Genomic DNA, 15,049 nt, shown 5'->3' on the forward strand with positions numbered 1-15,049 from the left:
CTGCGCCCACCGATCTGCAGACGAACAGGACGTATACGCCCACCAACCCGCCCGCCCGCCAACTCCCCACGGCCAACGCCGTCTACGCAGATGGACACGTCCTGTCGGTCGGAAGATCCATCGCCGAGGAAAGATGCGTCGCCAAGGACACGTAGTGGTCATGGGCCGGGACGCCGCCCAGGCGTGGGCGGGGAGTGCGAAGGCGGTCTGGAGGGACTACTACGTGTCCTTGCCGACACCTACAGCGCTCGGTACGGCGGACCCGGGGCCGACGGAAGAGTCCTGGGAAGACAGCGTCGGCTGGCTGAGCCCCGGCTCGAGGCGGTCGTGCGGGGCGGCGGGTTGGATGCCGGGTGCTGGCGTCGCGAGTGGAGGGGTCAGTCGCGGACTGGTTTGCCGGCTTTGATTTTGTTCCAGCGGCGGGTGCAGTACCAGAGGCCGATCCAGCCGAGGCCGAAGCCGGCGGCGGCGACCCAGAGCCACCATTCGAGGCCGTCGCGTTCGAGGGTGGAGCGGAAGAAGAGCAGCACGACGAAGGCGATCGCGAACAACACGATGCCGACGATGACGGTGGGGATCCCGGACAGGTCGAGGGGTTTGACCTCGGCGTGGACCAGTTCGCCACGGGCCAGCTGGCTGGTGGGGTCGGTGCGCTTCTTGGGCGCGGGTTGCTCCTCCGTCACAGGACCACCATAGACGGACTGCCCATTAGTGCTCGCTACCGACCGGTCCGACCTGGCACCATGCCGTCATGAGCTCGTCCCAGGCCACGACGGCCCGCTCCGGATCGAATCCCTTCGACTCGTTCTTCAAGATCAGTGAACGGGGGTCCACGCTCGGCCGCGAGTTGCGCGGTGGCCTCGTCACGTTCTTCACGATGGCTTACATCGTGGTGCTGAACCCGCTGATCATCGGCTCGGCCAAGGACGGTGACGGTCAGCTCATCGGTGGTGGGCTGGACTCGGGCGCCGCCATCGCCAAGGTAGCCGTCACGACCGCTTTGGTGGCTGGTGTCGTCACGATCCTGATGGGGCTGGTGGCGAACTTCCCACTGGCCCTGGCCACCGGGCTCGGGCTGAACGCGTTCATCGCGTTCAGTGTGGCGAGCAAGATGACCTGGGCGGACGCGATGGGCCTGGTCGTGCTGGAGGGCCTGATCATCTTGATCCTCGTACTGACCGGCTTCCGAAAAGCGGTGTTCGAGGCCGTGCCGGTGCAGTTGAAGGTGGCGATCAGTGTCGGCATCGGCCTGTTCATCGCGTTCATCGGCGTCGTCGACGCAGGATTTGTACGGCGTCCTGGCGCCCCCAGCGGCCCTCCCGTCGAACTAGGTGTCGGCGGCAACTTGCGGGGCTGGCCGGTCGTCGTCTTCGTGGTCGGCCTGATCCTGATCATCACGTTGTACGCGCGCAAGGTGAAGGGCGCGATCCTGATCGGCATCATCTCCGCGACGGTCCTGGCGATCGTGGTCGAGGCGATCGTCAAGGTCGGTGGCCGGACCACGGACAACCCCGGCGGCTGGGGCCTGAGCGTTCCGAAGCTCCCCGACCAGGTGTTCACGAAACCGAACTTCGACCTGGTCGGTGAGTTCAACCTGTTCGGCTCGTTCGAGCGGGTCGGCCTGATCTCCGCACTGCTGTTGATCTTCACCCTGATGCTGGCCGACTTCTTCGACACGATGGGCACGATGACCGCGATCGGCGCCGAGGCCGGCCTGCTCGACAAGGACGGCAACCCGCCGAACTCGCAGCGCATCCTGATCGTCGACAGCGTCGCCGCCGCCGCGGGTGGTGCGGCCTCGGTGTCGAGCAACACGTCGTACATCGAGTCGGCGTCCGGTGTCGGCGAAGGCGCCCGGACCGGGCTGGCGAGTGTGGTGACCGGGATCTGCTTCCTGATCTCGATGGTGGTCGCGCCGCTGGTCACCCTGGTGCCCTACGAGGCGGCGACGCCGGCGCTGATCCTGGTCGGGTTCCTGATGATGACCCAGGTGAAGGGGATCGACTTCGACGATATCGAGCTCGCGTTCCCGGCGTTCCTGACCATCATCCTGATGCCGTTCACGTACTCGATCACGGCCGGTATCGGTGCCGGTTTCGTCTCGTTCGTGATCCTGAAGGTCGTCCGCGGCAAGGCCCGCCAGGTGCACCCGCTGATGTGGGTGGTGAGCGCCCTGTTCGTGATCTACTTCGCGATCGGCCCGCTGTCCGACTGGCTCACCTGAGCCTGAGCCTGAGCGTAGTTATTGGTTGCCGAAGGCACGCAGAAACGTCTGTACGGCGTTCTGCGTGACCTCGGCGATCTCGTCCGCGGGGACCTCGCGGCTGCCGAGTCGGGACCGTGTCTCCAGCGGACCGGTGAGCAGCGCGCCGAACTGTTCCGCAGCGACCGCCGGGTCGGCAATGCGCAAATGCCCAGCGAGCGCGAGCCGGGCGAACCGATCGGCGAGAGCCTCGTTCACCTTGTCGGTGGCGCGTTCGCGGACGACGTCCTGTAGGTCGGGGAGATTCTTGATCTCGGCCTGCAGCAGCCGCCGGCACGCCTGCGACCGCTCATCGCAGTAGCACTCGGCCAGCTGCAGCCCAGCCCTGCCTAGGACCGCGGCCAGATCCTCTGAGCCGGCCGGCAGCCGCAGCAGCTCCACCGCGGCGAGATTGCGCGCGAGAGCGTCGTCGGCGAGCGCGGCGATCGCCGCGCGGAACAAGCTCTCCTTGTCGCCGAAGTGGTTGTAGATCGTGTGCTTGGCGACTCCCGCCGTCGCGGCGACGGTGTCCACGCTCGCCGGCCGGTACCCGTCCCGCGCGAACACGGCGAAGGCCGCATCGAGGATCGCCTGCCGCTTGTCGATCCGTCCCCTGGTCGCCGTCACCCGGCCAGCCTAGCGATGGACCGATCAGTGCGCTAAATTGCACTCATCAGTGCAACAAGGTGAGGAGTGACGATGTTCGTCAATGTGCTGCGCTTCCGGTTCAAGGACGGCGTGACGGCCGCGGAACAGACCGAGGTGCTCGCGGTGATGCGGCGTACCGCAACGCTGGAATCGACCGTGGTCGGGGTGGTCGGCGCGGACCTGGGGGATCCCGCCGACGGATTCACCCATGCCTACCTGGCGGTGATCCCGGATCTCGAGGCGTTCAAGCGCTACACCTGGGATCCGGTGCATCTGTCCGGCGACGACCTCATCATGGACAAGCTGGAGAAGATGAGCGCGGTCCGGATCAGTGACGACGACCCGGCGGTCGGCCAGGCCATGTACGCCGAGGTCGCGGCCAAGCGGGCGAAGTTCCCGGAGTGGTCGAAGCGCGTCGGTGAACTATTCGGGGAGTAGCCGGCGCCGGAGCTCCAGATAGTCGGCCCGGGCTGTGAAGAGATCCCGCAGCTCGGCGCTGACGTTGTCCAGGAACTCTTCCCGGTACGACGAATCGGTCAGCAGCGCGATCGAGTAGTAGAGCCCGGTGAAGTTGGCGATGCCGATGGCAACCTTCACCAGGCTCGCGCTGAGCACCATCGGGTGGCCGAGCACGGTCAGCGTGTACGACCACGCACCGGGCTCGACAGCCCAGGCCGAGTAGATCTTCGCCGTGATCCCGATCATGCCGAAGGCAACGAAGAACAGCCCGACCCCGGTGCTCACGACGAGTGCCTGAACCCACTGGCGGATCACCAGGTTGACGCTCAGGTTCAGCCGCTGCACCCGTCGTAGCGGCGGATCCGACTTCACGTCGTCCTCGATCGCGTCCAGCTCCTTCGGCAGCCGAACCATCAGGAACAGCGTGCTCAGCAACGTGAACGCGAGCACCGACAGCACGATGAACGCCACCGGCATCCCGGCGAACACCTGCCACATCTCGGTGTTGATGAACAGCACCAGCGAGAACACCAGCAGCAGCGGCAGCGCCCGGATCAGGCTGGTCAGCGAGTTCGCCAGCTCGCCGACGATCCGCCGCAGACTCCAGTACGTCGTCGCGATCAGCCCGTAGCCGACCACGACGTACACGGCGCCGACGAGCAACAGGTTGCCGACGGCAATCCCGAGGAACTGGTGCCACTGCTTCTCCGGAACCAGTGGCAGCAACGCCGGCAGCACCACGAAGACCGCCAGCTCAGGCAGTCCGAAGCGGGTTGGCAAGGACCAGAACGGCCGCCGCCGGTACAGGTTCAGCAGGCCGAACGCGCCGACCAGGATGATCAGGCCCGCGGCCGCGCCCAGGACGTTCACCCACCACTTCCACTTGAGTGACGTGGCGCCGAGCATCTCGACCAGGAACACCAGGGTCAGCAGCGGCGCGGCCCGGTTGAAGATGTCGTGGGTCGGCGAGAAGTCCTCGATGAACAGCGGCAGCCCGGCCCGCCGGAACCGCTGTTCGTACCGGACCAGCTCCCGAGGCGTCCCCATGCGAACGAACTCTAGACCACCGGGAATACCAGCAGGCGAAAACCCGTTTTCGTTAGCAAAGGTAATGAGTTAAGGTAAAGGTATGCCGGAAGTCGTAGCGCAGCAGGTGAAGAGTGACGTAGGGCTCGTGAGTGCCCTGCGGTCGTCCACGCTGCGGTTGTCGCGGCAGATCCGGCGTCAGCGCGAACCCGGTCACGACCTGACCGCGAACCAGCTCGGCGTCCTCGGCGCGTTGTCGAAGCACGAGCTGATGACGATCGGCGAGCTGGCCGCCCACGAGCAGGTGAAGCCGCCGTCGATGACGCGGATCGTGTCGAACATGGAGGAGGCCGGGCTTGTCGTCCGGCGTCCGCACCCGACCGACAAGCGCCAGGTCACCGTGGAGCTGACCGGCAAGGCCGACGAGCTGATCCTTGCCAACCGCAAGCGCCGCGACGAGTGGCTGCACGCGAAGCTCAAACAACTGACCCCTGAGGAGCGCGACATCCTGCGTAAGGCAGCACCTGTTCTCGAGCGGCTGGCGGCCAAGTGAGCCCCACTTTCCGCGCCTTCCACGTCCGCAACTTCCGGTTATATGCCACCGGCGCGATCGTCTCGAACGTCGGCACCTGGATGCAGCGGGTCGCGCAGGACTGGCTGGTCCTCGAGCTCACCCACTCCGGTACGGCGCTCGGTATCGTCACCGGACTCCAGTTCGCCCCCGCCCTCCTGCTCGGCCCGTACGCCGGCCTGGTCGCCGACCGCTTCCCCAAGCGCAAGCTGCTCCAGATCACCCAGGTCTGGATGGCGATCGCGGCCCTCACCCTGGGCACCCTGACCGTCACCGGCCTGGTCGAGCCGTGGCACGTCTTCGTGATCGCCTTCCTCTTCGGGATCGGTACGGCGTTCGACGCGCCGGCCCGCCAGGCGTTCGTGGTCGAGATGGTCGGCCGCGACGACCTGTCCAACGCGGTCGGGCTGAACTCGGCCTCCTTCAACGCCGCCCGCCTGATCGGCCCCGGCCTGGCCGGCCTGCTGATCCACTGGATCGGCACCGGCCCGGTCATCATCGTCAACGGCCTGAGCTACGCCGCGGTGATCCTGTCGCTGCGCCTGATGCGCACCTCCGAGCTGCACACGCCGAAGGTCGCGGCCCGCGACAAGGGGATGATCCGCGACGGCATGCGCTACCTGTGGCGCCGCCCGGATCTGATGATGGTCCTGGTCACGGTGGCCTTCGCAGGCATGTTCGGCCTGAACTTCCAGCTCACGTCTGCCCTGATGGCGGTCGAGGCGTTCCACAAGGGCGCGGGGGAGTACGGGATTCTCGGCTCGGTCCTCGCGATCGGTTCGCTGTCGGGCGCGCTACTGGCCGCCCGCCGGGTGCGGATCCGCGCCCGGATGGTGATCGGCGCGGCGATCGCGTTCGGCCTGCTCGAGGTCGTGAGCGCGGTCATGCCGACGTACCTGACCTTTGCTTTGGTCCTGCCGCTGGTCGGCCTGGCCTCGCTGACCATGCTGACCACCGCGAACGCGACCATGCAGCTCAGCATCGAGCCGACCATGCGTGGCCGGGTGATGGCGCTCTACATGACCGTTCTGATGGGCGGTACGACGATCGGTTCGCCGCTGATCGGTTTCGTCGGGCAGGAGCTCGGCGCCCGCTACTCGCTGATCGTCGGCGGCGGCCTGACCGCGCTCGGCGCGATCGGATCGGTGCTGTACTTCTCGCACCGCCGCGGCCTGTCGATCCGCCCGCGCCTCTTGCCCCGCCCCCGCCTGGAGATCCTCCCGCAATCCGAGCTCCTGGCCGACAAAGCCGTAGTGGACGTCCCGCAGGCTGTTGGTGCGAAGGAACCGACCTCCGACCCGCGCGTCGCCTAACCCGCGCCGCCTAACCCCGCGTCGCTTAACCCCACGGCGCCTCGCCCGCTTCCGGCCGCGAGCTAGGGCTGCACGCGGGTGAGCAGTCGCGCGGCGAAGAACAGCGCGTCGAGTTCACCCTCCGGAGCGATCCGCACGGCCGCCGGATCGTGTTTCGGCTTCGGGCGGTCGAGCGGCGTCTGCGCCGTACCGACCCGAACGAAGCCGGCATGCCGCCCAGCGCGCGGTACCCACTCGACGCCGAGGATGTCCGTCAGCGGTACTGACCGCGGGTTGCCGTCCGCCTTCTTCCGCCGCGTCGCCGACCGCGGATAGGCGAACATCAGCAGTCCTTGCGCCACCGCGACGGTCGCGTCCTTCCCCTCGAGCGCATCGGCCGCCGGCGGGGTCGCAACCAGCCACCGGGTCGCCGCAGTCTCCGGTACGGCGCGCCGCGCACGGGCGATCCGGATCTCGGACGCGAGCCGCTCGGCCGCCGCGAGATCGTCGACCTCGAAGTGGTAGATCGCCTCGAACGAACCGCCGGTCACACTCAGCAGGGGGTCGGCGTGCTCCCGCAGCTCGAGGCGAAGCTCGCCCGACACGTCGACACCGCGCAACGCCTCGACCGGGATGACGCGCTCACCCAGTCGGGGTGAGGCGTCGTACTGGACCCGGATCGTGCCGGTGCCGTCCCACTCGAGTACGCCGTGGTTGGTCTGCAGCAGCATGTTCACCAGTTGATCAGGGACCGCAACTTCGCGCCGAAGAACAGCGCGTCGGTCTCGGCCAGCGGGTCGGTGATCAGGGTCTCGGGGTCGTCGACGGCCTTCGGCCGCTCGGCCGGGGTGTGCGTGCTGGTGATCCGCAGGTATCCGTTGCTGCCCCACATGTTCGTGATCGGCGCCCACTCGACCGCGCGGATCTCGGCGAGCGGCAGCCGCCACGGATCGCCGTACGACTTCTTCGCCTTCGACGCGCCGAAGCCGTAGTCGAAGACCAGGTCCGAACCTTCGAGGGCGAGTTTGACGAGCTGACCCTTGATCCGGTCCGGTGCCGGTGGTGGCTCGACCAGCCAGCGGTCGGCCGGTCCGGGCGGCACCTGGTGCAGGGCGATCGACGTACGGATCTCCTGGGCGTAGTAGTCCGCGAGCAGCCACTGGTCGCTGTCGAAATCGAACCGGTAGGGATCGATCAGCTCGTCCAGCTGCCCACCGGCGACCGTCAGCAACGGGTCGGCGCGCTCGCGCAGCAGCAACCGGATGGTCGGGTCCTCGGTGCCACCCGGCATCACCAGATCGACGCCGGTCAGCGCCTCGACCGGGATCGTCCGGTGCCCGAGCTTCTTCAGCACCATCTTGGTCAGCGTGCTCTTCTGCTTGATCCAGGCGCCCTCGTACCGGAGCTGGACGGTGCCCAGCCCGTCCCAGACCAGGACCGCGTTCCGCCCGCGCAGCTCGTCGCCGCTCAACGCCTCCACAGGACACCATCCTGGACGTCCACGGGGTCAGTTGGGCGACAGACACATAATGGGGTGTGACCCATTACGATCTCGTCGTCATCGGTACCGGCTCCGGCAACACGATCGTGAACCACCGGTTCGCGGACTGGAAGGTGGCGATCGTCGAGCGCGGTGTCTTCGGCGGTACCTGCCTGAACAAGGGCTGCATCCCGACCAAGATGTTCGTGCACACCGCGGACGTCGCGGCCACGCCGGCCGGGAGCGCACGGTACGGCGTCGACGAGGAACTGATCGGGGTTCGCTGGCCCGAGGTGCGGGACCGGATCTTCGGCCGGATCGACCCGATCTCCGGGGCGGGCTCGGAGTACCGGCACCACAACGCGGAGAACGCGAACGTCACCATGTACGACGGCACCGGCCGGTTCACCGGGGTCAAGGAGTTGACGGTCGATGGCAAGGACGGCGGGACCAGTGTCCTGACCGGGGACCGATTCGTGCTGGCCGCCGGCAGTCGGCCGATCCTGCCGCCGATTCCGGGGCTCGAGGAGACCGGGTACCACACCTCGGACACGATCATGCGGCTCGAGGAACTGCCGCGCCGGCTCGCGATCCTCGGTGGCGGTTTCGTCGCGGCGGAGTTCGCGCACGTGTTCGCCTCGTTCGGGGTCGAGGTCACGCTGATCGCGCGGTCCGAGCGGCTGCTCCGGCTGGAGGACATCGACATCTCCGAGCGCTACACCGAGATCGCGCAGGACAAGTACGACGTACGCCTGAACCACGAGACGATCCGCGTCGCCCGCCGTCCCGACGGCTCGATCCTGCTCGGGATGCTCTGCCCCGACGGCTCCGAAGAGGTCATCGTCGACGAACTCCTGGTCGCCGTCGGCCGCACCCCGAACGCCGACCTGATGAACCTCGAGGCCACCGGCGTCGAGGTCGACCACGAGGGCCGCGTAGTGGTCGACGACTACATGCAGACCGCCGTCGACGGCATCTACGCCCTCGGCGACGTCACCTCGCCGCTCCAGCTCAAGCACGTCGCCAACCACGAGGCCCGCGTCGTCAAACACAACCTCCTGAACCCCGACGACCGCATCCAGGCCGACCACCGCTTCGTCCCGCACGCAGTCTTCAGCTCACCCCAGATCGCCGCCGTCGGCCTCACCGAGAAGGAAGCCCAAGAACAGGGCATCGACTACGTCACCAGCACCCAGAAGTACGCCGACATCGCCTACGGCTGGGCCATGGAAGACACCACCGGTTTCGCCAAACTCCTCGCCGACCCCACCACCGGCCAACTCCTCGGCGCCCACATCATAGGCCCCCAGGCCCCCACCGTCATCCAGCCCCTGATCCAAGCCATGTCCTTCGGCCTAGGCGCCTACGAAATGGCCCGCAACCAGTACTGGATCCACCCCGCCATGCCCGAACTCATCGAAAACGCCCTCCTAGGCCTCCCCCTAAAACCCAAGAACTAGCTACGGTTTGCGTGCTGACGCAATACGTGGATCTCTGACGGCTTCGGTAGTTACGGTCATGACCGAATCAACTGCTACCGAGGAGGTCGGATGCGAGTCAGGGGAATCGGGAAGCGTTTGGGTGCGGTGGTTGCGGCGATGATCGCGGCTGTGGCGCTGGTGCCGATGGCGGCGGGGCCGGCGCAGGCTGGGGCCAACGGGGCGACTGCGTGGACACCGCAGCTCAGCTGGATGGATTCACAGGAGTTCGTCTGGCGGAATGTGCCGACTGGTCAGCGGGACGCGAAGCTGCGGAACTGTTCGGTTGCCAATGGGATCGCCTGTGTGTCGGTGGGGCAGGGCGACGGGATGCACAGCATCTTCCACCTGTTCAGGTGTGGGGACCGGACGCTGTCGAACTTCATCGATGCGCTCGCGGTGAAGAACCATCAGACCGGTGGGGTCGAGGTTCGTTTCTGGGGGCCTCGCTACAGCACGGGCATTCCCGCGAACAACAGGATCACGACGGTCCCGGATTACGCGACGAACGACTTCGACCACATTCGGGTCTGCTGAATTCGCTTACTGACGGAAGGCTGCGACGACGCGGGCGAGGTCGTCCAGGGTGTCGAAGTCGGGGACGCTGATGACTGCCTCAGTGACTCCGGCTTCGGCCAGTTCGCGGAAGCGGCCGATCTGGTCGTCGACGGTGCCGGCGTTGACGGTTGCGGCGTAGCGGGCCGGGTTCTGGTTGCGGGGTCGCAACCGTTCGACCAATGCGTCCACGTCGTCGCCCACCAAGGCGGTCGACAGATGGGTGATCTCCACCGGGCGATCCGTCAGCGAACGCACGTACGCCGCTCGCTCGCGCACCGCCGCGACATCGCCGAACACATTAACCGCATCGGCGTACTTAGATGCCAAGCGCAACGTTCGTCGCCCACTACCGCCAACCAGCAAAGGCAATCGCTCTTGCAACGGTCGCGGATAGCAAGTCGTGTCCGGTACGTCGAGCACGCGGCCGTGGAACGGTTTGTTGCCTGGTCCCCACAACACCGGTAGCAACTGCAATGCATCTTCCAGCAACGCATACCGGTCGGCGACCGGCGGAAACGGCCACCCGTAAGCCTTGTGCTCGGCCTCGAACCACGCCAGGCCGACACCACACACCGCACGCCCACCACTCAGTACGTCGAGAGTCGCGGCAATCTTCCCCAGGTGAGCGACATTGCGGTACGTGATCCCGGAGACCAGCGTTCCGAGCCGGACTCGCGTCGTACAAGCCGCTAGGTAACCAAGTGTCGTCCAGCTCTCCAGGAAGTCGTCCCACGCACGACCTACCTGCGGGATCTGCCGGAAGTGATCCATCACGTAGATCGCATCGAACCCAGCAGCCTCCGCCCGCGAGGCCACCTCTCTGACCCACGACGCCAGCCCTGCCCGACCACCCTCGAACCGGCTCACCTGCAACCCGAATCGCAACCCGACCGGCGCCGAGTCCTGCCGAGCAACCGCAGTATCCGCCGCGGCAAACGCTGACGGTACGACGCGGACCGCGACAGGCTCCAGGATGTCGTCGTACCCCTCGTCCGGCAGCTCTTTCTTCGTCACACCCCAAGCCCGAAGCTGCCCGGTGAGCACATCGGCCGGAATCCGTTTGGACCTCGAGCGATTCCGCCGCCGGCACTCGGCAGCGGGCGTGTCGAAAGCTACCGCCACACAAGGCATTGCGGCCTCACGAGCCTGCCGCAACCACTCCAGCCGCCGCGGGCGATCCATCCCGAGGGTGTCGATCACCGTCGTGAGGCCGCGCCTGATCCGTTGCGACACGACGGTCTCCAGCAGTGCGAAGGCGTCCGCGCTCGCCGCGAGGTCGTCCTCGCCGGAGCCGACCAGCGCCCGCAGGCGATCGCTCGACACGATGAGATCCGCGCCGAAGCGCTCTGCCGCCCAGGTCGACTTCCCGGCGGCACCTGGGCCGACCAGGACCACCACGCACGGAGACGGCAGCCTGTGGTCCACAGCTCACCATAAACTTGCCGGATGCGATTGTTCGTGGCCGTTGTGCCACCCATCGAAGTTGTGGAGGATTTGAGCGAGTTCGTCGCACCGCGGCGGGAACATCCGGATGACGACATCCGATGGTCCGCGGGCGAGCACTGGCACATCACGCTGGCCTTCTTGGGCGACGTGCCGGAGTGGAAGACCGATGAGTTGGGGGAGCGGCTGGAGGCGGCCGCCAAGCGGCAGACGCCGTTCCCGTTGAGCCTCAGCGGGGCCGGGGCGTTTCCCGGCGTACCGGATGCGCGCGTTTTGTATACGGGAGTCCGGGACGAGACCGATGCGCTGAAGCACCTGTCGAAGACGACCCGGGCTGCGGCAAATCATTCCGGGGTGACCGTGGATGGGCGGAAGTTCGTGCCGCATCTGACACTGGCGCGGTTCCGTCGGCCGATGGATGTCACACGCTGGGTAAGGGTCTTCGATACCTACAGTGGCGCCGAGTGGACGGCCGGAAGTCTGCAGTTGATCGAGTCGCGATTGGGCGAGGGCGTGGGCCGAAGTGCGGCGTACGCCACAGTGGGCGAATGGGAATTCTTAGGTTAACCTCAGGAAGGTTAGCCACTCCTAAGGTAGGCCTAAACGGTTACGGAGCCTTTCTGCCATGCTCGCGAATTACCTGATCGGCCTGCGCGAAGGCCTTGAGGCGTCGCTGGTTGTCAGCATCCTCGCCACCTTCCTGGTCAGATCAGGACATCGCGACCGGCTGAAACTGGTCTGGATCGGAGTCGGCGCGGCATTGGCCGTGGCAGCCGCCGCGTGGGGGTTGCTGCAGTTCGTGACCGCGCTGACCGCCCGGTCCTTCACCACCCAGGAGACCGTCGGCGGGATCATGTCGATCCTCGCCGTCGGCTTCATCACCTGGATGATCTTCTGGATGCGCAAGGCCGCGCGCAGTATCGCCAAGGAACTGCGCGACCGGATGGGTCAGGCACTCGCGATCGGCTCCCGGGCCGTCGTGATCCTGGCCTTCCTCGCGGTCTTCCGGGAGAGCATCGAGACCGCCTTCATCGTGTACGCGTCGGCCGCCACCGCGACCAACGCGGGCCCGTTCGCCGGCGTCCTGCTCGGGCTCGCGACGGCCGTCGTACTCGGCGTGCTGATCTATCGCGGCGCGGTGAAGATCAACCTGGCGGTCTTCTTCCGGTGGACGGGCGCGGTGCTCGTCCTGGTCGCGGCCGGCATCTTCGCGTATGGCTTCCACGACCTGCAGGAGGCAAACATCCTGCCCGGCCTGCAGAACCTGGCGTTCGACATCTCGCACGTCATCCCGCCGGACAGCTGGTACGGCGTACTCCTCAAGGGCATCTTCAATTTCAACCCGGCGCCGACCGTGCTCGAGTCGATCGCCTGGCTGGCCTACCTGGTGCCCGTGCTGGTGCTCTATTTCCGTCCGGTTTCCTCATCACCTGTTCAGGAGAAGCATGTTCCCGTCCAAGGCTCATAAGGCCACTGTCGTCGGCGTCGTACTGGGGCTCGCCGCCCTCACCGCTTGTGCCGAGGACAAGCCCGCCGCGTCCGACGACGGCACCGGGCCGGTCACCGTCAAGGCGACCGACTCGGCGTGCGACCTGAGCCGCCGCGACGTGAAGTCGGGGACGAGCACCTTCTCGGTCTCCAACGGTGGCAGCAAGGTCACCGAGTTCTACGTGTACGCCGATGGTGACCGCGTGATGGGTGAGGTCGAGAACATCGGCCCGGGCCTGAAGCGCGATCTGATCGTGGAGCTGCCGACCGGCAAGTACCAGGCGGTCTGCAAGCCGGGCATGGTCGGCGACGGGATCCGCGGCGAGCTGAACGTGGCCGGTGACGCGCCCGCGCAGGTGGACGAGGACACCCTGCTCAAGCAGGCCACCGAGAGCTACCAGCGCTACGTGAACTCGCAGGCGGTCGCCCTGGAGCAGAAGACCACCGAGTTCGTGGACGCGGTGAAGGCCGGCGATGTGGCCAAGGCGAAGGCGCTCTTCCCGGTCTCCCGGACCTACTGGGAGCGGATCGAGCCGGTCGCGGAGTCGTTCGGCGACCTGGACCCGAAGATCGATGCCCGGGTCAACGATGTCGAGCCGGGTACCGAGTGGACCGGGTACCACCGGATCGAGCAGGCGCTGTGGGAGAAGAACACCACGGCCGGAATAGCGAAGTACGCCGACCAGCTGCTCGTCGACGTGAAAACCGTTGTGTCCAAGGCGAAAACCGTCAAGCTCAACCCGCTGCAGCTCGCGAACGGCGCCAAGGAGCTGCTCGACGAAGTTGCCACCGGCAAGATCACCGGTGAGGAGGACCGCTACTCGCACACCGACCTGTGGGACTTCCAGGCCAACGTCGAGGGTTCGCAGGCGGCGATCCAGGCGCTCCGTCCGGCACTGCAGAAGCGCGACCCCGCGCTCGTCACGGCGCTGGACACCAACTTCAAGGCCGTCTACGCGGCGGTCGACAAGTACCGCGACGGTGACGGCTTCAAGCCCTACAACGTGTCCGAGGCGGAGAAGAAGGAGCTGGGCCGGGTCGTCGACGGTCTGGCCGAGCCGGTCTCCAAGGTTGCCGGAGTGATTGCGAAGAAATGACGACTGAAGACGCTCCCCGTAAGGGCATCTCCCGCCGCGGCCTGTTCGGCGCCGCGGGAGCCGCGGTCGCGACCGGCGTCGCCGGGTACGCCGTACATTCGGCGCTGTCCGGCGAGGAGTCGCAGGCCGCCGACAACACCGGCCCGGTCGAGTTCCACGGACCGCATCAGGCGGGGATCGTCACCGCCGCGCAGGACCGGTTGCACTTCGCCGCGTTCGACGTGACCACGACCAAGCGCGACGAGCTGATCGCGCTGCTGAAGGAGTGGACCGCCGCGGCCGCGCTGCTCACGGCCGGCCGCGACATCGGCCAGTACGGCGCTGTGAACGGCCCCGGCGAGGCTCCGCCGGAGGACACCGGTGAGGCGGTCGGCCTGCCGCCGGCCCGGCTCACGTTGACCATCGGGTTCGGGCCTTCGTTGTTCGACAAGCGGTTCGGGTTGGCCTCGAAGCGGCCCGCGGCGCTCGTCGACCTGCCGCACTTCATCGGCGACGACATCGAACCAGGCCGGTCCGGCGGCGACATCGCCGTACAGGCTTGTTCGGACGATCCGCAGGTGGCGGTGCACGCGATCCGCAACCTGGCCCGGATCGGGTTCGGCCGGGTCGCGGTGCGCTATTCGCAGCTGGGCTTCGGGCGGACGTCGTCGACCTCACGGGCGCAGACGACTCCCCGGAACCTGTTCGGCTTCAAGGACGGCACCAACAACCTGAAGCTGGAGGACGCCGAGAAGCTCGAGCAGCAGGTCTGGGTCCAGCCCGAGGACGGCGCCGAGTGGATGGCTGGCGGCTCGTACCTGGTGTCGCGCCGCATCCGGATGAACATCGAGATCTGGGACCGTACGTCGCTCGGTGAGCAGGAGACGATCATCGGTCGCGGCAAGGGCACCGGCGCCCCGCTCGGCAAGGCCGAGGAGTTCGACGCGATCGACTTCGTTGCCAAGGGCTCCGACGGCGAGGCGAAGATCCCGATGGACTCGCACGTCCGGCTCGCGCACCCGCAGTTCAACAACGGCGCCGAGCTGCTGCGGCGCGGCTACAACTTCGTCGACGGCTCAGATGGTCTAGGCCGGTTGGACGCCGGCCTGTTCTTCCTTGCCTACCAACGCGATCCGCGCAAACAGTTCATCCCGATCCAGACCCAGCTCGCCCGTACCGACACCCTGAACGAGTACATCCATCACGTCGGGTCCGGCATCTTCGCATGTCCCGGTGGTGTCACACCTGGCTCGTACTGGGGCGAGAAGCTCTTCGCCTGAACCACCGG

The 15,049-nt window shown here is 66.8% G+C and carries 16 protein-coding genes; 10 read left to right on the plus strand and 6 right to left on the minus strand.

The features are described from left to right. Positions 1-377 precede the first annotated feature (377 nt). On the minus strand, positions 378-683 hold the full coding sequence (locus tag ABD231_RS03315) for a DUF2530 domain-containing protein (protein WP_344144983.1): 306 nt from the start codon (positions 681-683) through the stop codon (positions 378-380). A gap of 68 nt (positions 684-751) precedes the next feature. Between ABD231_RS03315 and ABD231_RS03320 the strand changes: the two genes are divergently transcribed. Then, on the plus strand, positions 752-2,224 hold the full coding sequence (locus ABD231_RS03320; protein ID WP_344144985.1) for an NCS2 family permease: 1,473 nt from the start codon (positions 752-754) through the stop codon (positions 2,222-2,224). Between the two features lie 18 nt (positions 2,225-2,242). On the opposite strand, the gene ABD231_RS03325 is transcribed toward ABD231_RS03320, so the two are convergent. After that, a complete protein-coding gene (locus ABD231_RS03325; RefSeq protein WP_344144987.1) occupies positions 2,243-2,869 on the minus strand; it encodes a TetR/AcrR family transcriptional regulator in 627 nt (208 codons plus the stop codon). A 72-nt stretch (positions 2,870-2,941) separates the two neighbouring features. Between ABD231_RS03325 and ABD231_RS03330 the strand changes: the two genes are divergently transcribed. Next, entirely contained in the window at positions 2,942-3,328 is a 387-nt protein-coding gene (locus ABD231_RS03330) for a Dabb family protein (protein ID WP_344144989.1), read from the plus strand. Here ABD231_RS03330 and ABD231_RS03335 read toward each other — a convergent pair. Continuing rightward, positions 3,314-4,396 (minus strand): hypothetical protein, encoded by a 1,083-nt coding sequence (locus ABD231_RS03335; protein WP_344144991.1) that lies wholly within the window; start codon positions 4,394-4,396, stop codon positions 3,314-3,316. The two genes, ABD231_RS03330 and ABD231_RS03335, sit on opposite strands and share 15 nt — an antisense overlap. A gap of 82 nt (positions 4,397-4,478) precedes the next feature. Here ABD231_RS03335 and ABD231_RS03340 point away from each other — a divergent pair, with 82 nt between their 5' ends. Both ABD231_RS03340 and ABD231_RS03345 read left to right on the plus strand, forming a co-directional pair. Further along, on the plus strand, positions 4,479-4,928 hold the full coding sequence (locus ABD231_RS03340; RefSeq protein ID WP_132405525.1) for a MarR family winged helix-turn-helix transcriptional regulator: 450 nt from the start codon (positions 4,479-4,481) through the stop codon (positions 4,926-4,928). Then, positions 4,925-6,259, plus strand: coding sequence for an MFS transporter (locus ABD231_RS03345; RefSeq protein WP_344144995.1), 1,335 nt, complete (start codon positions 4,925-4,927; stop codon positions 6,257-6,259). Before ABD231_RS03340 ends, ABD231_RS03345 begins: the two co-directional genes overlap by 4 nt. Before the next feature lie 62 nt (positions 6,260-6,321). On the opposite strand, the gene ABD231_RS03350 is transcribed toward ABD231_RS03345, so the two are convergent. Both ABD231_RS03350 and ABD231_RS03355 read right to left on the minus strand, forming a co-directional pair. After that, the gene (locus ABD231_RS03350) at positions 6,322-6,969 is read right to left on the minus strand and encodes a DUF4429 domain-containing protein (RefSeq protein WP_344144997.1); all 648 of its coding nucleotides are present in this window, start codon (positions 6,967-6,969) and stop codon (positions 6,322-6,324) included. A gap of 2 nt (positions 6,970-6,971) precedes the next feature. Beyond that, the gene (locus tag ABD231_RS03355) at positions 6,972-7,718 is read right to left on the minus strand and encodes a DUF4429 domain-containing protein (RefSeq protein WP_344144999.1); all 747 of its coding nucleotides are present in this window, start codon (positions 7,716-7,718) and stop codon (positions 6,972-6,974) included. 56 nt (positions 7,719-7,774) lie between these two features. On the opposite strand from ABD231_RS03355, the gene ABD231_RS03360 reads away from it, so the two are divergent. Together ABD231_RS03360 and ABD231_RS03365 are read left to right on the plus strand one after the other, a co-directional pair. Beyond that, positions 7,775-9,178 carry a mycothione reductase gene (locus ABD231_RS03360; protein WP_344145001.1) on the plus strand — a complete coding sequence of 468 codons (1,404 nt, stop codon included), beginning with the start codon at positions 7,775-7,777 and terminating at the stop codon, positions 9,176-9,178. Between the two features lie 90 nt (positions 9,179-9,268). After that, on the plus strand, positions 9,269-9,733 hold the full coding sequence (locus ABD231_RS03365; RefSeq protein ID WP_344145003.1) for a hypothetical protein: 465 nt from the start codon (positions 9,269-9,271) through the stop codon (positions 9,731-9,733). A 6-nt stretch (positions 9,734-9,739) separates the two neighbouring features. Here ABD231_RS03365 and ABD231_RS03370 read toward each other — a convergent pair whose 3' ends face one another. After that, positions 9,740-11,179, minus strand: a complete 1,440-nt coding sequence (locus tag ABD231_RS03370) for an LLM class flavin-dependent oxidoreductase (RefSeq protein ID WP_344145005.1) — start codon at positions 11,177-11,179, stop codon at positions 9,740-9,742. 21 nt (positions 11,180-11,200) lie between these two features. Here ABD231_RS03370 and thpR point away from each other — a divergent pair, with 21 nt between their 5' ends. Genes thpR through efeB form a run of 4 tightly spaced genes read left to right on the plus strand, consistent with a single transcriptional unit; the run spans position 11,201 to position 15,041 of the window. Continuing rightward, positions 11,201-11,764, plus strand: coding sequence for an RNA 2',3'-cyclic phosphodiesterase (thpR, locus tag ABD231_RS03375; protein ID WP_344145007.1), 564 nt, complete (start codon positions 11,201-11,203; stop codon positions 11,762-11,764). A 58-nt stretch (positions 11,765-11,822) separates the two neighbouring features. Further along, on the plus strand, positions 11,823-12,665 hold the full coding sequence (gene efeU, locus ABD231_RS03380; protein WP_344145008.1) for an iron uptake transporter permease EfeU: 843 nt from the start codon (positions 11,823-11,825) through the stop codon (positions 12,663-12,665). Further along, on the plus strand, positions 12,643-13,782 hold the full coding sequence (gene efeO, locus ABD231_RS03385) for an iron uptake system protein EfeO (RefSeq protein ID WP_344145009.1): 1,140 nt from the start codon (positions 12,643-12,645) through the stop codon (positions 13,780-13,782). Before efeU ends, efeO begins: the two co-directional genes overlap by 23 nt. Next, a complete protein-coding gene (gene efeB, locus ABD231_RS03390; RefSeq protein ID WP_344145011.1) occupies positions 13,779-15,041 on the plus strand; it encodes an iron uptake transporter deferrochelatase/peroxidase subunit in 1,263 nt (420 codons plus the stop codon). Before efeO ends, efeB begins: the two co-directional genes overlap by 4 nt. Positions 15,042-15,049: the final 8 nt, after the last annotated feature.

Source organism: Kribbella yunnanensis (assembly GCF_039529655.1).
Lineage (GTDB): Bacteria > Actinomycetota > Actinomycetes > Propionibacteriales > Kribbellaceae > Kribbella > Kribbella yunnanensis.